The organism is Anaerolineales bacterium, from assembly GCA_016928575.1.
GTDB lineage: Bacteria > Chloroflexota > Anaerolineae > Anaerolineales > RBG-16-64-43 > JAFGKK01.
The window spans coordinates 44029-62729 of the sequence record JAFGKK010000015.1; the positions used below are offsets into that span (position 1 = coordinate 44029).

Annotated in this window: 16 protein-coding genes; 8 read left to right on the forward strand and 8 right to left on the reverse strand. The window is 61.5% G+C overall.

The annotated features are described in order from the left end of the window. The first annotated feature begins 110 nt into the window (after positions 1 to 110). Complete coding sequence (locus JW929_02380) at positions 111 to 2309, forward strand: PD40 domain-containing protein (GenBank protein ID MBN1438230.1); 2199 nt, start codon at positions 111 to 113, stop codon at positions 2307 to 2309. A gap of 202 nt (positions 2310 to 2511) precedes the next feature. Here JW929_02380 and JW929_02385 read toward each other — a convergent pair whose 3' ends face one another. The 5 genes from JW929_02385 to JW929_02405 all read right to left on the reverse strand — a co-directional run bounded on the left by JW929_02385 (position 2512) and on the right by JW929_02405 (position 6073). Further along, a complete protein-coding gene (locus JW929_02385; protein MBN1438231.1) occupies positions 2512 to 3321 on the reverse strand; it encodes an EFR1 family ferrodoxin in 810 nt (269 codons plus the stop codon). Positions 3322 to 3450: 129 nt separating this feature from the next. Continuing rightward, positions 3451 to 4191: a DUF4386 family protein gene (locus JW929_02390; GenBank protein ID MBN1438232.1), complete on the reverse strand. Its 741-nt coding sequence runs from the start codon at positions 4189 to 4191 to the stop codon at positions 3451 to 3453. Positions 4192 to 4586: 395 nt separating this feature from the next. Further along, entirely contained in the window at positions 4587 to 4883 is a 297-nt protein-coding gene (locus JW929_02395; GenBank protein ID MBN1438233.1) for a DUF4386 domain-containing protein, read from the reverse strand. Positions 4884 to 5010: 127 nt separating this feature from the next. Further along, a complete protein-coding gene (locus tag JW929_02400) occupies positions 5011 to 5394 on the reverse strand; it encodes a hypothetical protein (protein MBN1438234.1) in 384 nt (127 codons plus the stop codon). Positions 5395 to 5518: 124 nt separating this feature from the next. Then, positions 5519 to 6073, reverse strand: a complete 555-nt coding sequence (locus JW929_02405; protein ID MBN1438235.1) for an RNA polymerase sigma factor — start codon at positions 6071 to 6073, stop codon at positions 5519 to 5521. Positions 6074 to 6502: 429 nt separating this feature from the next. On the opposite strand from JW929_02405, the gene JW929_02410 reads away from it, so the two are divergent. The 7 genes from JW929_02410 to JW929_02440 all read left to right on the forward strand — a co-directional run bounded on the left by JW929_02410 (position 6503) and on the right by JW929_02440 (position 16560). Next, positions 6503 to 7894, forward strand: coding sequence for an aspartyl protease family protein (locus tag JW929_02410; protein MBN1438236.1), 1392 nt, complete (start codon positions 6503 to 6505; stop codon positions 7892 to 7894). A 103-nt stretch (positions 7895 to 7997) separates the two neighbouring features. Beyond that, positions 7998 to 9485 carry a HAMP domain-containing protein gene (locus JW929_02415; GenBank protein MBN1438237.1) on the forward strand — a complete coding sequence of 496 codons (1488 nt, stop codon included), beginning with the start codon at positions 7998 to 8000 and terminating at the stop codon, positions 9483 to 9485. After that, positions 9478 to 10140 carry a response regulator transcription factor gene (locus tag JW929_02420; GenBank protein MBN1438238.1) on the forward strand — a complete coding sequence of 221 codons (663 nt, stop codon included), beginning with the start codon at positions 9478 to 9480 and terminating at the stop codon, positions 10138 to 10140. Before JW929_02415 ends, JW929_02420 begins: the two co-directional genes overlap by 8 nt. 136 nt (positions 10141 to 10276) lie before the next feature. Beyond that, complete coding sequence (efp, locus tag JW929_02425; protein ID MBN1438239.1) at positions 10277 to 10834, forward strand: elongation factor P; 558 nt, start codon at positions 10277 to 10279, stop codon at positions 10832 to 10834. A gap of 433 nt (positions 10835 to 11267) precedes the next feature. Continuing rightward, positions 11268 to 12464 (forward strand): DinB family protein, encoded by a 1197-nt coding sequence (locus JW929_02430; GenBank protein ID MBN1438240.1) that lies wholly within the window; start codon positions 11268 to 11270, stop codon positions 12462 to 12464. Positions 12465 to 12718: 254 nt separating this feature from the next. Further along, positions 12719 to 14653 (forward strand): FHA domain-containing protein, encoded by a 1935-nt coding sequence (locus JW929_02435; protein MBN1438241.1) that lies wholly within the window; start codon positions 12719 to 12721, stop codon positions 14651 to 14653. A gap of 173 nt (positions 14654 to 14826) precedes the next feature. Further along, the gene (locus JW929_02440; protein ID MBN1438242.1) at positions 14827 to 16560 is read left to right on the forward strand and encodes a protein phosphatase 2C domain-containing protein; all 1734 of its coding nucleotides are present in this window, start codon (positions 14827 to 14829) and stop codon (positions 16558 to 16560) included. 283 nt (positions 16561 to 16843) lie between these two features. Here the strand turns inward: JW929_02440 and JW929_02445 are convergent, their stop codons facing one another. The 3 genes from JW929_02445 to JW929_02455 form a co-directional block, all read right to left on the reverse strand. Beyond that, the gene (locus JW929_02445) at positions 16844 to 17410 is read right to left on the reverse strand and encodes an HAD-IA family hydrolase (protein ID MBN1438243.1); all 567 of its coding nucleotides are present in this window, start codon (positions 17408 to 17410) and stop codon (positions 16844 to 16846) included. Beyond that, on the reverse strand, positions 17407 to 17913 hold the full coding sequence (locus JW929_02450; protein MBN1438244.1) for a hypothetical protein: 507 nt from the start codon (positions 17911 to 17913) through the stop codon (positions 17407 to 17409). Before JW929_02450 ends, JW929_02445 begins: the two co-directional genes overlap by 4 nt. A gap of 139 nt (positions 17914 to 18052) precedes the next feature. Next, a complete protein-coding gene (locus JW929_02455; protein MBN1438245.1) occupies positions 18053 to 18673 on the reverse strand; it encodes a GNAT family N-acetyltransferase in 621 nt (206 codons plus the stop codon). Between the last annotated feature and the right edge of the window lie 28 nt (positions 18674 to 18701).

Genomic DNA, 18701 nt, shown 5'->3' on the forward strand with positions numbered 1-18701 from the left:
ATGCATCCCTGTTAGGTATACTCCCTCGTAGATGCATACCGGCGCCATTATTCGTGGTTGAGCCGGAATCCGGGTGGAGAATCGTTCCGTTCCAAGTGAGAGGCCTACGGATGAAGACCTATCGAACCATCCTTCCGCGAAATTGCGTTTTTGTGCTGCTCACGGCGCTATTTCCCGCGTCCTGCGGGGTTTTCCCGCCGCCGTCGCCCGCGGCGCCTTTGGAGAAGACCGGCGGTTCCCCCGCCGTTCAATCCGCGTTGCCTGCGCACCCCACGGGCATATCCGCCGCGAAGATCACGAAGACCGCAACCGCTGCACCCCCCCCGACTCTGCCGCCTGCCGCAACCCCTTCGCCCGCTCCTTTTGCGGCGTACCTGTCGAAGCCGCTGCCGGAATTCGCCGTCGGGCGTTTGGGGAAAGGCGCTCTGAACGGCGCGGCGGTTTCGCCCTCCGGCAAAGAGATCGCCGTCGCCACGTCGATCGGCGTGTATTTGTACCGGATGGAAGAGGGCGGCGTCCTCGAGGAAGCATGGTTTCTTCCGACCGCCCTCCGCATGACCGCGGTCGCTTTCTCCCCGGACGGGAGAACTCTGGCGTGCGGATCCCATCTCGGCATGGATCGGGCGTCCGGGGAAGCTCCCGACAGCACCGTGGTGCTGCTGCTGGATGTTTCATCCGGGACGCCGCTGGATATCTTCTCTGTCGGCGGGCCGGGCACCGAAATCACGAGCCTTGCCTTCGCTCCGGACGGGACCCGGCTGGCGGCCGGATACAAAGTCGTCGCCGACGAAGCCGAGTTGATCAGTCTGGGCGTCGCCCTCGTGAATCCGCAAAACGGAAATACCTCCGTTGTGAGCCTCCTATATTCGTTTGAATTCGAAGAACTCCAGCCCCAGCAGGTCATGGGCTTGTCTTTTTCCCCGGACGGCGCGCTATTGGCGGTCGGCATGGAATTCCTCGACTTTTCCATCAAAAAACAGGGGGCCGTGCTGCTGTTGAACGCCGAGACGGGCGAAATGATCCAAACGCTCGCCGGTCACGCCGAGGGAGTGCGGAGCACGTTGTTCTCCCCGGACGGGACCCTGCTGGCCTCCGCTGACGGGAAGGGTGTGGTCATCCTCTGGGATGCCGTCCGCTGGGAAAAAATCCGCAGCCTGACAACCGGTTCCGCGGAAAAGAAGGGCGTGAACTACTACTGCCTCGGCGGAAACAACACCCGCCTCGCTTTTTCCACCGACGGCAAGACGCTGGCTGCGGGAATGAGCGACGGCCGGATCTATGAATGGAACAGCGCCACCGGAGCGATAATCCGTATGCTTAATGCGCAGAAATCCGGCATCCTCGCGCTCTCCTTTTCCGGCGACGGCCTCGAATTAGCCTCGGTGTCCTTCGACCGCAGCATCGTGCGCTACCGGGTATCCAGCGGCGCGGTCATCCAAGCCTATTCCCTTAAGGAGCATGCCCAGCTCTCGAGCGTCGCCATCTCCCCCGATGACAAGACCCTGGCGGCGGCGGATGTCTGCGCCGGAGTGGACCTGTGGGATATCGCCGGCCGGAAAATCCTCCTCACGGTTTACGCCGGGCCTTCCGCGTACGCCTCCGATGGGAAGACGCTCGCCACCGCCGGAGCCGCGAAGTCCATCATCCTGTGGGAGACGAACGTATGGAGTCAGAAATCGGTCTTGCACGGGCACACCGACCTCGTGAACTCGATTGCCTTTTCCCCGGACGGCGACGCGCTGGCTTCGGGCGGCGACGATCAAACCCTCATTCTCTGGGATGCAACCTCCGGCGCCAAGCTGTGGGTGAAGGCCGGACTCGGCGGGGGTGTATCGAACGTTGCCTTTTCGCCGGACGGAAAGACCCTGGCCTACACGGCCGGCTCGCCCACGGATGTCTACTTCCGTGATCCGGCCACCGGCGAGCTTCTAGGAACATTGGGAGAGGAGTTTTGGGGGGTCTCACGGGTTGCGTACTCGCCCGATGGGAAGTACCTAATAGTGGTTTCCTTTTCCTCCATGATCTCCGTCTACAAACTTCCCGGGTACGAGTACCATGGCAGCCCGGAAGGCGGGACGGATGCCGCTTGCTCGCCGGATGGGACGGTTTGCGCCTCGGGTTCCCCCGGAAATCAATATTATTTTGTCAACCTCTGGGATCCCTCGAGCGGGAAATACCTTGCAGGACTGACAGGGCATACCTCCCTGGTCATCGGCGTGGACTTTTCCGCGGACGGAAAGACCGTGGCCTCGGCATCCTACGACGGTACGATTTTGCTTTGGGATGTGGCGGGAGTCCTCGATCGGTGAAGAGGTATTGATGGCCAACAAAGGGGAAGGCAAACCCGGGCCGAGCGCAAGGAATGCGCTTCATCTCGGCCCTTTGAACCATCAGAATGCTGACAGGAGTTATTGGGATACGATCCCAGCGTTGCGCTGAAAAAGGCGGTCGGCCCCGCCCCGTTTCGCACAGCGAGGCCCGACCGCCTTTTTCCCCTTTTTCAGCAACCGGCTAGGGATTTTTCTGGCGCACGATTTCCACCGGCTTGATCTGCGGATGATGGTATCGCCCTTTGCCGACCGTGTTCCTCCCGCGGATCTGGACCGCCTCCTTCGGGCACAAATGCAGGCAGGCGAAGCAATACATGCAATCGACGCTTTCCATCCACTCGGGTTTTCCGTTCCGCATTCGGATCCGGTCGGAGGGGCAGACCTTCTCGCACAATCCGCATCCGTTGCAGTGGGAATCGGCGTAAAAGGAACGGACCATTTCCGGAAACCGAACCCGGAAGAAAAACTCCGTGATCGGCGGATAGAGGACGTGCCCCAGCAGAAACACCAGCGGATCGTCCTTCACGCGGCGGATCTTCCTCTGCACCGCCGCATCCATGATTTCATCCAGCTTCTGCTTAAGCTTCCGCTCCATTTCCGCGGCGGCTTCCTTCGAGGGAAGCGCAAACAATGGGATGTACGTGCACGGCATCTCCACGGAGAACCAGGCATCCAACGATTTCCCCTGCGGCGCAAGAATCTTTTCGATATCCAGGAACACCTTGTCGGAGCATTCGCGGGTGGCCACTGCAAACAGGTATTTCGCCGAGCGCAGATCCACGCACTCGAAAAACTTCCTCACCGGAACCGGCGAGGTCAGATTGTGAATCGGAAAAACAAAACCCACCACCTCCCCGGTTGAGGCGGAAGACGGTTTTTTCAACTCCCGGACGATCGGCACAAGCTCGCCGCTCCCGAATCTCTTCTGCAATTCTTTGGCGACGTGCAGGGAGTTGCCGGTGCCGGAAAAATAGTATATTTGCGCGTTCATCGTTTCCTTTTTCCCTTTATCGCTCGGAACTTGGTCCCGTCAGAATCTTCCAACCAAAGGAAGAAAACCTGCAGGAAACCGGAAGGGCTGCCGTTACGCGTTCGATTTACCCTGAGCAACAAAATGGGTCTATGGATGCCGGGCCGTGGATCCTTTCCTCCGATCGGTCGTTTTCAGGAGCGTCCGGCCGACGGCAACATACCAAATCACAAGCAGCAATGCATTGGGCGCGACCAAGATCAGCACGGCGATATCCGAGTCCGTCAACGCCGCTCTCAAGAAATCGGCCAACGACAAGGCGTGCGCCACAATGCCGAGATACGCGGTCGGCTTTCCGAACACCTGGCTGCCGATCATCACGCAGGAAACGATCAATCCAGCGACGGACACCAGGCCCAGGCCCGTGTTGAAACCGCCCACGGCCCGCTGTCCGGTGGCGGCCAGGAGTGCCCGCCCCGCCGCAAGCAACGCCGAACGATCCGTCTCAGTCGCCGCCGCCGCGTGTTGGCGGCTGAGGGAGATCACTGCCGCGGGATTGTTCGTGGCAAAGAAGACCCCGATCCCGATCAATCCGGCGGCCAATGCGATCTTCATCCATTGTGGATCGGTCTTCCGGAGGACGGCGTAGAGAGCGAGAAACAAAAACAGAAAAGCCGCGTACAACGGAAGCTCCAGTCCCCAAAGGTCCAACCATCCGACCAGCGGTTTTTCCTGCAACAAGCGGAACCAGTCTCCAATTTCATCCGGTTGAGGAAAGACGGCGAACACCGCCGCCTCGCCCAGCACCAGCCCCGCCGCAACCCAGGCGGCGGCGCCCCCGAGTGTGCAAAGAACCCGGTGATCGATGTCGGGATTACGGGTTGAATTCATGGTTTACGCCTTCCTTTCCATTTCATTCGCCTCAAGCAGGATGCGGATAAGGGTCGGCGGTCGTCTGTGCGGGAAAAGACGCTTCCCTTGGCTCCCCAACCCGTCAAAGACAGTCATACCTCTCCGTTCTGCCGGGAAATGTCGTTGGCGAGGGCCGAGACCAGGGTCACGGGTCCCAATCCGAAAAAAGGTAGGAATCCGACCGCGGAATTAACCCTCATGACTTCATCTCCCTGCCCGTACAGATCGACAAAAAGCATCGCCAACGCATTCAGCCGCTCCGGTCCGGTCCGAACGTCTGCAGGTAGGGCGCGCCGCCCAGCACCGGGACGGGGGCGAATTGAAGGACATCGTCTGACAGACGGCGGGAACGGCGGCGGTGACGAGGGCGACCATCAGCCGGGCCGGACGATGATCCACGGACTGCAACAGCCGGTACAACGCCAGCGCCGGAAACAGGAAAACGACCTGCCCGGCGATATTGGCGACGAACCCCAGGCGGACAGCCCTTCGGATGCCAGGATGTTGGCCGCCGTCGCCCCGGCATCTCCGGGGACGACGACTTGCTTATCCACGAACATCATCGCAAACCCGCTGCGCACGGCCATCAGGAGGTACCAGAATCCCGCAATCCCCGCCTGCCTCGACCGGGGGATCTCCGTCGATCGGACCGTTCGCGCATTCACGCTCATTGTCGAGCTCCTGCTTTTTTCCGACCAATCCGGTCCTCTGCCGGATCCTCGGGATTATACGAAAGCAAAGCCCGGACATCCGCCGATCCGTCCGGGCTTATCCCGCGGCCCGACTCTGATCGCCCGCTTATCCCTTCGAGGAGGCTTCCTCATCCTGCCCTTCGCGGATGTATCGCCGCAATTCCTGCTTGCGCTTCCGTTCGGTGCGGGCGGTGCTGGTTTCCCCGAAACGGATCCCCTTGAATAGGATCCAACTCAGGACCATCAAGCCCCACGCTTTCCAGTAATCGATGGTCGGCAGGCCGAAAATCTCGGGCATCAGCCAGTTCCACAGCAGCATGACGATTAATCCGATCAGCGCCACCAGGGCGATGCCGCCCGCCGCAAATACAATCCCGAGGCCAACCTTCTGCGGCAGGCTGCGGTCTTCCCACCAGGCCTCGAAGCCCTCCCCGTCGACTTTTTCCTCATCAGGACCCAGCTCTACCAGAATTTCCTTTTCGACTCGCATGGCTTTTCCTCCTCCGGCATTCATCCGGTCATTCGCTCTTTTCAACCCGCGGGATCGAGCCGCCCGCGGGCATGTCCAATCCCGCAATCCGGAAACCCGGCGGGCCGGGGCAGCCCAAAGCAAATCATTCCTCTATCCATTGCCGCAATGCGCGCGACAGGCTGCGGATGGCGTATCGCTTGCGGGCCGTAAGCGTGTCGATGCTTTCGCCGGTGGCTTCCGCGATCTCCCGGAAGGTCAGCCCGCCGAAGACTTGGGCTTCCACCACCCTGCGCTGGGCTGAGGGAAGCGCGTGCAGGGCGTCGTTCAGCGCTTCGACCAGGCTCTCGCGGATGAATTCATCCTGTGGATCCAGCCCCACCCCGGCGATGATCTCGCACAGCGTATCCTCGGCCACGTCCGTTTCACCGGCCCTCTCGCGGGCCCGGTCGCGCCGCCAGGCGTCAATCATCCGGCGCGTGGTCAGGGAATTGATCCAGGCGGGAAGGTTGCGGATCTCCGACACTAGCGGCAGCTTTTCCATGATCTCGGCGTAGACATCGTGGACGAGATCCTCCGCCTCTTCCCAAGTTCGTCCGGCGGCGCGCAGGCGGGCCAATAGTTTCGGCTTCTCGCGTGTATAGGTTTCCGCGAGCCGTCTGTGAGTCTCGCCGCTACTCCAAACTGTCTTCCGTTCCATGGCATTTCACCTATATCGACGTACGGGACCCGGTATTAGTGTATTCCGTTTGGGATGATCCGGAAAAGCGGCGGAAATGCTCCGGCGATTTCCCTGCCGGACGGCCAAGATGGGAATTTCCCGGACGCATCCCGGTGAAAATTCCTTCCTCGAATTGCAACTTCGGCCGTTCCGCTCCGCACAGACCCATCCTCAGGTCTTTTGACTTGGGAACACATCTTTCGTTTAGGGAACAATCATTCTTTTGATCCTTTTCCTCGAAGGCACCCCACGATATGGTATGCGCAATCCGATGGATAGGGCTCCCGCCGGAGGAGGCCGTCCGGGTATGGCACTTTCCGATTGCGACCGGTTGTCTTGCCCTCCGGCTGGATGTAGGGGTGGACCGATTTGGAGAGGCAAACATATTGAATACGGATGGAGGTATGAATGGAAAAGAAAAATCGAACAAAGTCTCTTCGCAGAATCCTCTTGCTTGGCGCAGCCGGCATGCTGACTTTTTGCATCATCCCGCTGGCCGTCCTGTTTCTGGGATGTGAAGATATGGATCCTCAATTGAAAGGCCAACTCGATGCCGCCGACGCAGCCTATTCCGCCGGCCGGTTCGCCGACGCCGCGGAGTTGTACGGCGAGGCCAACCGTCTCTCTCCGGGAAATCCGCGGATCCTGGAACAGCTGGGCAACATCGCGCTGCTGAACAATCGCGCCGGAGAAGCGCAGCAATTTTTCCTGGAGGCCTTGCGATCCACCCCTTGGTATACCAACTTCTGGCCCTTGAACGCGAACCTGAAATCCCGGCTGAGTCTGGCCTACTACCGCGCCGACCGCTTCGCCGACGCCTCGGCGGCTTTTCTCGACACCGCAGGTCCGCTCGCCGTCGGACCGCTGGCGGATGCGCAAGGGCTCGGCCGACAGGCGGGATTGCTTGCCGGCCTTGCGACATACGATATCGAGGGGCCGGAGGAAAGCCGGATAGGCTTCGTCATCACCGATCCGTTGCCGGTGGTCGAAGTTGCCATCAACGGTCTCCCGCCGGTAAATTTCATCATCGACACCGGCGGCGCGGAGATCCTCCTTGACGACGATCTTGCCGAAAAGACCGGCGCGCGGATCGGCGGATCGCTCCAGGGCACGTTCGCCGGCGGGAAAAAATCCGAACTGGGATTGGGGCTGGTGGATTCGGTCGCCATCGGGGATTTCCTCATCCGCAACGTCCCGATCCAAGTGTTGGACACGGATCGTTGGGTATCCGTAATAGGAATGGAAATCAAAGGCGTCGTCGGGACGAGGTTCCTGATGCATTTTCTCTCCACCATCGACTACGCCGGTGGATGCTTGACGCTTCGGAAAATCACCCCCGGCGCCCTGGAAGATCTCGACCGGCAAATCGGGCGGGGAACCGTCAAGACCATTCCGTTCTGGCTGGCCGACATGCACGTCATCTTGGCCTGGGGCACCCTCAACGACCTTGAACCAATGCTCTTTTTTGTGGACACCGGGCTGGCCGGAAAAGGGTTCACCGGAATGGAAGCCGTGATGAAGCGGGCGGGGATCGCCGTGGATTGGAGCAGGGCCAAGGAAGATATCGGCGGGGCAACGGAAAACTTCCGATCCGTGGACGTCCAAATCCGCCGGTTGACCCTCGGATCGGGTCCGAATGAGGTCGTCGCCATTGACGTTCTTGGCACCGTCATGGAAGGCGGGTTGCAGACCTTGCAGGGCTCGCATGGATTTCAGGTCGGCGGATTGATCTCGCATGCCTTCTTCCGCCCGTATGCACTGACGTTTGATTTCACAGGAATGCGCTTGATCCTCCAGTGAGCTTCTTTTGAGTCCGCCCATGGGGTAAAATCCCGCCCCGACGGAACGGCATTGCCAGTACAATACTTGTGCCGCCCTCCGGGGCGGGATTTTTCCAAAAACCATGTCGGCCTCCTTCCTTCAGAAATTCGCCACCCTTCGGTGGAAACTGGCGCTCTCATATGTCGGCGTAACGCTGATCACCGCGCTGACTCTCGAGATCATCCTGTTTGCGATCTTGGGGTTGTTCGGCGAGCCCATTGGAGATTTTTGGGCGCGGAACGTCGGCTTGTGGACCGCCGAACAAATGGCCCGCAGGTCGGCCGGGCCGATGGAGTATGGATCGGCGGAGAACTTGGCAGAGGCGCTGTACGCGCCCACCGGATTGATCCTGAAATTCGGTGTCTCCGGGGAAGAAGACACGCGGTTCCTTGACGATGTGCGCGTGGTGGTCGATCCACAAGGCGTCGTGGTCGCCAGCAACCGGCCGGACCGCTATCCCGCGGGCAAGCAGTTCGCCGATGAGGGATTCCCCGAGGCGGAAATGCTGGTGGAAAAAGCGTTAGCCGATCAGCGCACCGCCGCGGAGCTCATGAAGACGGCGGACGTCTTTGCGGCCGCCGTCCCGATCATCAGCAGCGGTGGAGAAATCTTCGGCATCCTGTTCTACCGTCAACCGCGCCCGGCGATTGTCCATTTGGCCCCCGGCGACCTCTTCCAGCCGCTGGCCGCCACAACACTTGTCCTTCTGCCGTGTATGATCCCGCTGGGGTTGATCTTCGGAATTGTGACGGCAACCGGATTCACCCGCCGGCTGAAGCATTTGACCCAAGCCAGCGTCGGCCTGGCCGGTGGTAACCTCGCCCGGCGGGTCGAAGATGCTTCCGGCGACGAAATCGGCCTCCTCTCCCGCCAGTTCAACCGCATGGCGGAGGAAATCCAAGCCGGCGCCGGAAGGCAGCGGGAACTGGCCGCCCTGCAGGAACGCCAGCGGCTGGCCCGCGATCTTCACGACGGGATCAAACAAAACCTCTTTGGCGCGAATTTGGCCGTAGCCGCCGCTCTGAATCTACTGGATTCAAACCCGGAAGCCGCGCGCACAAAGCTCCTCGAAGCCCGCGACCACAGCCGCCAGGCCGGTGCGGAGATGCAGACCCTGATCGGCGAGCTTCGCCCGGCCCTCTCCGATCCGCGGGGCTTGGCTGCGGCGCTGCAGGACTACCTGCAGACGTTCGGCAAGCGTGAGGGGATCGAGGTGGTCTGGCGCGCGACTGCTGCGGATTTCGATCCGCCCCCGCATTGCCAGCAGGCACTGTTCCGCATCGCCCAGGAATTATTGACGAACGTCGCCCGGCACGCCCACGCCAAGCGCGTATTTCTGGAGCTGGTATCCGGAGCCAAGGAAATCCGGATGCGGATCACGGATGACGGCGCGGGGTTTGATCCCTCGGCTGTTGATCCCGAACGGTCGACCGGTTTGCGGGGAATCCGCGAGAGGCTGGCGGAGTTGCAGGGGACGCTAGCGATCGATTCCGATCCCGGCGGCGGAACCCGCGTGACCGTCATCCTCCCCGGACCGGCCTCGCAGGCACAAGGAGCCGCCCATGACTGACGTCATCAGGATTCTCATCGCCGACGACCATCCCGTCGTCCGCAACGGCCTGTGCAGCTTCCTGGGTACCTATCCCGACATCGAGATCGTGGCCGAGGCGGAGAACGGAGCGCGGGCCGTGGAACTGGCGCGGAAATTCGCGCCCGATGTCATCCTGATGGATCTGCTGATGCCTGAGATGAACGGCGTGGCAGCCATCGACCGGATCATGGACGTCTGCCCCGCCGCCCGGATCCTTGTGCTGACCAGCTACCCCGACGATGAATATCTGTTTCCCGCCATGCAGGCCGGAGCGCAAGGATACCTGTTAAAGGATATGGAACCGGAGCAATTGGTCGGCGCGATCCGCGCCGCTTCGCTCGGCCAGGCCACGTTGCATCCGTCCGTCGCCGCCCGTCTGCTTAAGAAAAGCGGGGCGGAAGACGAACCGGCGGCCGACCTCAGCCCCCGCGAACTCGAGGTTCTACGGCTGATCGCCCGCGGACGAAGCAACAAGGAAATCGCCGACGAGCTGACCCTGGCCGAGGGTACGGTCAAGAGTCACGTCAGCAACATCCTCTCCAAGCTGCACCTGGCGCACCGCACCCAGGCGGCACTCTACGCCCTGAAAAAGAAACTCGCGTCACTCGAGGACGCCGGAAGCAATTCGAAATAAGCCGCGGATGCGCCTTCCGCATGCGGTATAATCCCGCCGATCCTGATCCCTTCGGCCTCGCGGTTCCCCGCTCCCTTCTAGATGCGCGGCCTTGGGGCGACATCTTTCGAAACCGGACTAGAAAAGGCATCAAGCAATGATCGACGTCAACGACCTCCGCAAGGGTGTGACCTTCGAACTCGACGGCCGGCTGTTCAAGGTCCTCGAATACTCGCACAACAAACCCGGCCGCGGCAACGCCACCATCCGCACCAAAGTGCGCGATCTGCGTTCCGGCAACGTGCTGGAGAAAACCTTCCAATCCGGCGACCGCGTGCAGGATATCCGCCTCGACCACCACCAGGCGCAGTTCCTCTACAGCGACGGCCACCTGTTCCACTTCATGGACACGGAAAACTACGATCAGACCGCCATCGCCGCACCTGTGGTGGGGGAAAACTCCCCCTACCTCAAAGAAGGCCAGGAGGTCAAGCTGACCTTCCACGATTCCGAGCCGATCGACGTGGAGCTTCCGGCTTCGGTGGACCTTAGGATCGTCGAAGCCGAGATGGGGGTCAAGGGCGATACGGCCACCGGCGCGACCAAGAGCGTCAAGACCGAGACCGGACTCAAAGTCCTCGTCCCGTTGTTCGTTGAAAACGGTGACACGATCCGCGTTGATACCCGCACCGGACAGTATCTCACCCGCGCCTGACCGATGCTCACCCCTTACGGAAAAGAGTGCGGCTACTACTATCAGGATTTTGGCCGCGGCCGGGCGACTCAGGAATGCCGGTTGCTGGTAGCTCAAAGCGATTGGAAACCCGAACTCTGCAGGGATTGTCCGGTCCCCGGCATCCTTTTAGCGAATGCCTGCCCCGAGATGGTCCTCCGCGGCGAGATTTCCCGGGGGATATTCGGCCGGGGCCGTCGGGTGAAGGTTGCTTCTTATTGCCGCCGCACCCAGCGCTCCGGATTCGATCCCCACATCGGGTGCGGCGAATGCCACCGGGCCATCCGGGAGATTCGCAAGCCGTTGTCGTAATCCGCCTCCGACAATCGCCGCGGGTTTTCCGAAGCGCCGGTTTTTTTGAATTGCTCCTCGCCGACTTTGCGCCTTTGCGGTGAAAAGGGTTGAAGGTTCGGTCATGATCTCCGCCATTCTGTTCGACCTGGACGATACCCTCCTCGAAAACGACATCGACCGGTTCCTGCCCGCCTACCTGCGTTTGTTGGGGAAATTCTTTTCCTCCCGGATCGATCCGGCGCGCTTGCAGGAGGCGCTCATGGCCGGAACCAAAGCCATGCTCGAAAACACCGATCCGGAAACCACGCTTCAGCGCGCTTTCGAAGCGGTCTTCTTTCCCCGGCTCGGCATGGAACGGGAACCGCTGGTTCACGAATTTGAGCGTTTCTATGCGGAGGGGTTCCCCTCCCTCCGGGCATTGACCCGTCCGATGGAAGGCGCGGCCCGCGCGGTCGAACTCGCCTTCGGATTGCGGTGGAAGGTGGCGGTGGCCACCAATCCGGTGTTTCCGCTGGCGGCGGTCGAACACCGCCTGGCCTGGGCGGGATTCAATTCGCACGCCGGCGGTTTCGACCTTGTCCCTTCCTACGAGAGCATGCATTTCGCAAAACCGCGGCCCGAGTTCACGGCCGAGGTCCTCGGAAGAATCGCGGCGACGCCGTCCGAAACAGCCTTCATCGGCAACGATCCCGCGGAAGACCTGGCGCCGGCGCGCGCGTTGGGCCTGTCGACCTTCCGGGTGATCCGGGGCGCCGCTGCCGGCCCGCTTCCCGCCACGGGGGAAGGAACGATGAACCAACTCGCCGCCGGGCTTGAATCCGACCATTGCGACGCGGCTTTTCTGCAATCCCCCGAACCCTCGCCCTGCGTCCTTCCAGCCCTGCTTGCCGGACACCTGGCCGCCGCATTGCACATCTTCGGCGAGAGCCGCTGGTCGTGCTGCCCGCTCGAGGAAGGCTGGGGGCCGGTGGAAATCGCCTGCCATTTGCGGGATGTGGAGCGTGAGATCACCCAGCCCCGTCTGCGGAAAATCCTCTCGGAAGAGAATCCGTTTCTTGCGCCCGTGGAATCCGATCCGTGGGCGGAAGAACGCCGTTACCGAAGCCAGGACGGCCCGCAGGCATTGCGGGATTTCGCCGCGGCGCGCAAAGCGACGATCGCCCTTCTGCGCGACCTCCGTCCGGGGGATTGGCGGCGCGCGGCCCGTCACGCGCTTTTCGGACCGACCACGCTTGCCGAGCAGATGCGCTTTTCCGCCCGCCACGATCTGCTGCACATCGAGCAACTGCAGGGCTCGCAGGCCGCGGCGGGAGGATGATTTATCGAAGGCAACCCGTCCGAGGCTTTCCTGCGCCGAGACGCCGGCGGCGGATGCGGATCGACGCCTTCCCGCGTCCCTCCATCACCGATCCCTCGCCTCCGGTAGAACGCCGCGGCCCGGGTTGACGGAATCCGATTGCCGACCGGTTGGTACGGATTTATAATGCAACTCATCTCAGGGGGATTCCGCCCGGAGTATAATCTCTCCCGTAGCGGCTTCTCTCCCAAACGATATGAATAAATGGAGGAGACATGCTCCCCTTCCGGCGGATCTTCCCCCGTCCCCTCTGCGGGTGCCTTCTGCTTGCCTTGATCGGATTGCTGCTGCGAACCGGTCCCGTCCATTCGCAGGCAGTCGCCTCAACCCTGCGGATCGTCAGGGTCGATTCGAGCGCCTTCCCGGAAGTGAAAGTTCAAATTCTGGTGCTGGGGCCGGGCGGCATCGAAGCCGCCGCCCCGACCGCCGAGAGCCTCGCGCTTTCGGAGAACAACGTTTCGGTGGAATACGGGATCGAGAAGCAGGAAACGGGGGCGGAGATCGGGTTCATCCTGGACACCGGCTTGGGCCTCTACCGGACCGGCGCGGGCGGGGGCACCGTGCTCCAGGAGATGAAGGACGCCGTCGTTGAACTCACCCAGGACCCCTTGCTCCTTACCGGGAAGGATGTCTTCTACGTCATTTCTCAACAGCCCGGCGGCCCCCAGGCGCTGGTCAGTCCGGAAACACAAGCCACGCAAATTCCCAACATCCTCAATCAATACAATCCCGCCATCACCTATCACCTCGCGTATCCGCTGGAAGGCGTAAGTGCGCTCTTGGATTCGTTCCTGGACGAAGCTTCGCAGGGCGCTGGCAAGGCGCAGGCGATCGTCGTCCTTTCCAGCGAGTTCCATGTGGACAGGAAATATCCGCTTTCCAGCGTCGTCCAGAAAGCCGTTCTCATGGGCGTGCCCGTGCACACCATACAGGTTCGGTTCGCCGAAACGGAGCAGGAGGACCTCAAACAGCTGGCCGAGCAGACCGGGGGGCGGTATTTCTATTACACCGCGGAAGGCGCGGCGAGCATCGCCGGCTTGAAGCCGCAGCTCACGGGTCTGCGGACCCAGTATGTGCTCACCTACCGCTCGCCGAACGCGGAAAGCGGAACCCGGGTGGTTGCGGTCGGCTTGAAATACGGGCAGGGGCAAAAACCCGTCCTGGCCCAGTACGATATCGAGGTGGAGCCGCCGGTAGCCGTTATTCGATCGCCGGGCGACGAACAGACCATTTCCCCGGAGTCCTACCGGCCGACAGAGGATACACAGGCTACGCCCGTCACCGGGATCGTCGTCACCGCATCGGTCTCCTGGCCCGACAGCTATCCGCGAAAAATCCTGCGGGCCACGCTTCTGGTGAACAACACGCCGCAGACGGTGCTGGATGAGCCTTCCGAAGAATTGACCTTTGTTTGGAATCCGACCGAGGAGTACCTCGACGGCCCGGCCACCCTGCAGGTTCAAATCGAGGACGAGTTGGGGTTGTTCGGTCTCAGCGATCAAATCGTCGTGCGGATCGAAGCCTCCTCCGCCGGAGGATTCAACCTCTGCCCGCCCGGCAGCGATTCGCCGCTGTGCAGCCTCTCCCTGGGAGGCGTGCTGCCGTACCTCTCGTTGGTGATCGCGCTGGCTGCGCTGGTTCTGGTGATCGTGTTCCGCAAGCCGATCGCGGGGACGGCCCAGCAGGCGGTCGGCGCGGCGACGGAATTCATCCAAGAAGTGGGGGAGACCCTGCGCTTCAAGAGCCGGCCCGGCGCCTCGAAAGCCATGCTCGTCGATCTGGATGGCAACACCGGCACGGGGCGCTCCTCCTTCGAACTGTACGGCACCACTTCGATCGGCCGCTCGAAGAAGAACGCGGACCTGGTGTTCCAGGCCAATCAGCCCGACAGCCCGATCAGCCGCCTGCATTGCACGATCCTCGAGGAGGACGGGGCCTACTTCCTGCGCGACGACCAAAGCGCTAACGGCACCTACCTGAACGGGGTGCGCCTGGTGCCGATGGACCGCAATCCGCTGAAGGACGGGGATGAAATCCAGCTCGCCAATCCGGAGCGAAGCGGGGTCCGCCTGCAATTCCGCGGGCAGGGCGGCGGGGGATTCGGGGGCGGGGCGGATACCGAATCCACCAACCGGATGAGCCGGGAATAATCGGCTTCTGCTTCGCTTTGATGGAGGAGACCAACCGTTTCGAACCGCCAAGACGGTGAGGACGCAAAGAGATTTTTACCTTTGCGCCGGGCGATTGGACGGCAAAGGCGTTTTCTCGGGATGGTTTTTTCTCGGCCTGCACGCGCAGGGACAATCGACCACAGGAAAATCCCATGGGAGAATCCACCGCTTCACAATCCACCTCCAAACGCGGCCGGCGCGCCATCCGGATCGGCATGGACCAGAACATCGGCGCCTCGCCGAAACGGCGCTCGATGGAGGATGCCTCCTTCGCCGAAGAGCTGCGCACCGCCGGCGGTGCGGATCTTGCTTTGGCGGTGGTGGCCGACGGGATCGGCGGCGCATCCTCGGGCGAGCGGGCCTCCAATCTGACGGTGGAGACCATCGTCGATTCCGTGCGCGGTTCCTTGGGCGAGGATTTCCCAAGGATCCTCGAGACGGCGATGGAACAAGCCAACCGCGCGGTGTATGAAGAGGCCCAGCAAGACGAAAACAAGCGCGACATGGGATCCACCGCCGTGGCGGTGATCGTCCACAAAGACCGGATGTACCTCGCCTCCGTGGGCGACAGCCGCGCTTATCTGATCCGCGAAAACGAGGTCATCCAGCTGACGACGGATCATAACTGGGGGGAGGAGATGATCCGCATGGGCAAGCTGCGTCCGCAGGAGGCGGGGCGCAACCCGCGCGCCGCCCTGCTGGTGCGTTCGATCGGGAACGAACCGGACGTGCAGGCCGACCTTGGCGTGTATTGGAACGCGCGCGAGGACGAATCCTCCGCCCGCGCGCGGCAGGGAACGCCGCTTAAGCCGGGCGACCACATCCTTTTGTGCAGCGACGGGTTGATCAAGGAACGGCCGGACGGCCGCGGGCATTTCGTCGAGACGACGGAGATTCCGCCGATCGTTTCCCGCAATCCCCCGCTCCAGGCGGCCCGCACCCTGGTGAGCAAGGCGATGGGGCGCAACGCCAACGACAACGTTTCGGCGGTCGTTCTGGAAAAGCCGGCCGGCTCCGCCGCCGCGGGCAAGGCTTGTATCCGCTGGGCGTTGACACTCGCGTTGCTCTCGGGCCTGGCTTTTGCGGGCGCCGCGTTATTGCCGCCCCTGCTTCGATCCAAACCCGAGACACCCGTGCCGCCGAAGGATTCGATCCTGATCGGGGCGGTTATGGGAGAGGCGCTGTACAAGGAATCCGGCCAGGTGCCGTCAGCCTTGGCGTCGGGGTCCTCAATGGCGGTGAAATCCGGGGCAGCCCTGCAAACCCTCGAAGGAACCGTCCAATTCACCCTTCCGGATTCTTCTCGGGTTTACCTCGACCGGTTCTCCGAGGTTTCGCTAACCCGACTGGCGGACCCGCGGAACGGATCGCAAAACACCATTCTGACCCTCAAACAAGGCCGCCTGCTGATCGTCGCTTCTCCGCCTTCCGATTTTTCTCCTTCGGTGATCGCGCCTGAGAACCTGCGCGCACAGGTGTCCGGCACGGTGATGGGGGTGGCGTACGATTCAGGAAAAGCCCGCCTGGAGATGGACTGCCTGGAAGGCGTCTGCCTGATCGCGAACGGCGGCGAAGTCCTCCAGCTGACCGGCGGCGAGCGTTCCTGGGCGGATAAAAAAAACCTCGGCCCGATCGAGGGCGCGCGCTACGAGCTATGGATTGCGCTCGGCGGCGGGGATCCGGCGTGGGTGATGCCGACTGCGACGCCGACAGCGACCGCTACCGATACGCCGACCGCATCGAAGACCTATGTGCCGATCCGCACAACGGAGCCGCCGCCGCCCGGGCCGCAGCAGCCCAGCGCGACGACGGAACCTCCGACGGCGGAACCGACGACGGCGGAAGCTCCGCCGTCAGAGCCGCCAACTTCGGAACCGACGGCGTAGCCATCTACGAAAGATCCCCAAGGATGACGTCGTTGCGAGCATTGCCAGCGGCATCTGTTTTTGCCGGCACGACGAAGCAATCTCATTCCCATGGGAAGGGGATCGCTTTCCTCCCGGAGCCGTAGTACTTCTCCTCGACGGACGATTGTGAAATCTTGAACCGCCGATTAATGGCCGTGCGGGGAGTACTCGTCACAAAAATAATACGCTATCAAAACTGCCTATGGTTATTCTTTGTGCCTTGGCGGGAAGCGAGGCGCGAATTCTGTACTCGAGAAAAAATTTACACTCTCATCCGTTTGCTGAACTCCGCGAATCCCTTGTCCCGGCTCCCCCCAAAAACCGCCTGCATCCCCGCCCGCTCGGCGCCCTGGATGTTGGCTTTGGAATCGTCCAGAAATAAACACCTGCCCGGATCCACGCCCAGGCGATCCGCCGCCCGCAGATAGATTTCCTTTTCCGGCTTGCGCAAACCCTCCGCACCCGAAGAAAGGACGGCATCGAATTGTTCCGAGAAATTAAATTTGGCGTCGAAATACGGAAAGGTCAACCGCGTTCCATTGTTGATGATTCCCAATTTACATTTTTTCCGCAAAGCCGGCAGCAAATTCCACAGCGGCGGATAGGCTTCATATTTTTCAGGTATTCTTGCAAGAATTTTCTGAAATTCCACTTCCCCGATTCCGAAACGCACCCGCACAGACGTTCGGAACGCGTTGTCGTCCGTCACCCCGCCGATCATATCGTCCACCGCGTCGACGGCTTTCTCCCCCGGCCAATCCTTCCGCAGGAACAAAAGCACGCCCATGAGATCGAAGAGGACGGCGTGTGGCGCGGAGCAGCCGGTCAACTCCGTCCTCCGCAGCCCGGGATTTTCAGATTTATGGCATGCTCATACAAAGCCGAATTCGCCGTCGCGAAGACCAGGGAATCCCCTTCCGCCAAATATGATTCCGGCTTGAGGATTTCCATTTGTTCCCAGAAGCGCTCCAGCAGGCCGTGCCGGGCGACGTCCGCGGCGTAGTAGCGCAGGCGGAAGCCGGTGTAGTTAACGAAAACCTCGAGGGGATCGATTTTGCGCGGTGAGGGAAAGATGTACCACTCGTCGAACCCGGCACGCGGGAGCTCAGCCGCCCGGGCGATCCGCGGGCTATACGCCACGCCCGCCCGCAACGACCATCCCCGTTCCGTTTCTCCGCCGGAGGGAACGAACGGTCCGCCGTCGAAGGATGTTACCGCCGCATATTTTCCGCGGACGATGTGCGGAACGGTCGATATCAACTCGCTCAGGAGCCGGGATTCCCAGACGATCCATCGGTATTGGCCCCGGCTTCCGGTGAAGATCGACGACACCGCTTCGGCGCTCCTTCTCCGGGCTTCTTCCGCTTTCCCGGATTATACGCCCCGCCGCGATCTTCGCCCGTCTGGGTGGTCCAGACAATCTTCCGGTCTGCGATCCGTTCCCGCCCCTTCGCTCGTTGATCCGCGGTCATCACAGCGGATCCCGAATCATCTCGTACATCGGCAGGCCGAACGCGGGAAGGGTGATGGTTCGAATAAGCCGGAATCCATATTTTTCGTACATCGCCACGTTGCGCTCGGTTTCCGTCTCCAAATAGACAGACCGTTTCTGGCGCCGGCCGGCTTCGATGAGCTCGCCGATCAGCCGCCGACCGATCCCCTTCCCTTGGTGCGCCGGCTCCACGCCAAGAATCTGAACGTACAGGAACCGCCCGCCCTGCAGCTGCTCCTTCTGATCCAGGGTGAGCTGGCGGAAGATGGAGCCCATCCGGCTCGATAATACAGACCCGATTTTCATGCCGGAAAGGATCCCCCCGCAGCGGATCAGTCTCCAGGCCGTCATCTCCGCCTGCTCGCCCGGGGTCCATCCGATCATCCCTTCAAGTTTTTCCGAGGCCGCGAACACCTCTCCGTATTTCAAGCAGTATCGCACCGGCATGGAGAAGACCGCCTCCCTTTGAACAAGGGTCGCTTCCGCGCCGAAAACCGCGTTCCAGACCGGATCCTCCCGGAAGGCTCTTGCCAACATGGCGCTTGCCTCCGCGATGTCTTTCTTCCGCAGCCGGTACAGTTCGGGGATCGGATCGTTCATATCCGTTTCTTCGTCCTTCCTACGGGAT

Excerpts from the sequence above, each read along its gene's own strand:
- JW929_02380 (MBN1438230.1), top strand. The coding sequence starts at position 111 with ATGAAGACCTATCGAACCATCCTTCCGCGAAATTGCGTTTTTGTGCTG.
- JW929_02440 (MBN1438242.1), top strand. The coding sequence starts at position 14,827 with ATGGGAGAATCCACCGCTTCACAATCCACCTCCAAACGCGGCCGGCGC.
- JW929_02390 (MBN1438232.1), bottom strand. The coding sequence starts at position 4,191 with ATGAATTCAACCCGTAATCCCGACATCGATCACCGGGTTCTTTGCACA.
- JW929_02420 (MBN1438238.1), top strand. The coding sequence starts at position 9,478 with ATGACTGACGTCATCAGGATTCTCATCGCCGACGACCATCCCGTCGTC.
- efp (MBN1438239.1), top strand. The coding sequence starts at position 10,277 with ATGATCGACGTCAACGACCTCCGCAAGGGTGTGACCTTCGAACTCGAC.
- JW929_02405 (MBN1438235.1), bottom strand. The coding sequence starts at position 6,073 with ATGGAACGGAAGACAGTTTGGAGTAGCGGCGAGACTCACAGACGGCTC.
- JW929_02435 (MBN1438241.1), top strand. The coding sequence starts at position 12,719 with ATGCTCCCCTTCCGGCGGATCTTCCCCCGTCCCCTCTGCGGGTGCCTT.
- JW929_02415 (MBN1438237.1), top strand. The coding sequence starts at position 7,998 with ATGTCGGCCTCCTTCCTTCAGAAATTCGCCACCCTTCGGTGGAAACTG.
- JW929_02395 (MBN1438233.1), bottom strand. The coding sequence starts at position 4,883 with ATGAGCGTGAATGCGCGAACGGTCCGATCGACGGAGATCCCCCGGTCG.
- JW929_02430 (MBN1438240.1), top strand. The coding sequence starts at position 11,268 with ATGATCTCCGCCATTCTGTTCGACCTGGACGATACCCTCCTCGAAAAC.
- JW929_02410 (MBN1438236.1), top strand. The coding sequence starts at position 6,503 with ATGGAAAAGAAAAATCGAACAAAGTCTCTTCGCAGAATCCTCTTGCTT.
- JW929_02455 (MBN1438245.1), bottom strand. The coding sequence starts at position 18,673 with ATGAACGATCCGATCCCCGAACTGTACCGGCTGCGGAAGAAAGACATC.
- JW929_02400 (MBN1438234.1), bottom strand. The coding sequence starts at position 5,394 with ATGCGAGTCGAAAAGGAAATTCTGGTAGAGCTGGGTCCTGATGAGGAA.
- JW929_02385 (MBN1438231.1), bottom strand. The coding sequence starts at position 3,321 with ATGAACGCGCAAATATACTATTTTTCCGGCACCGGCAACTCCCTGCAC.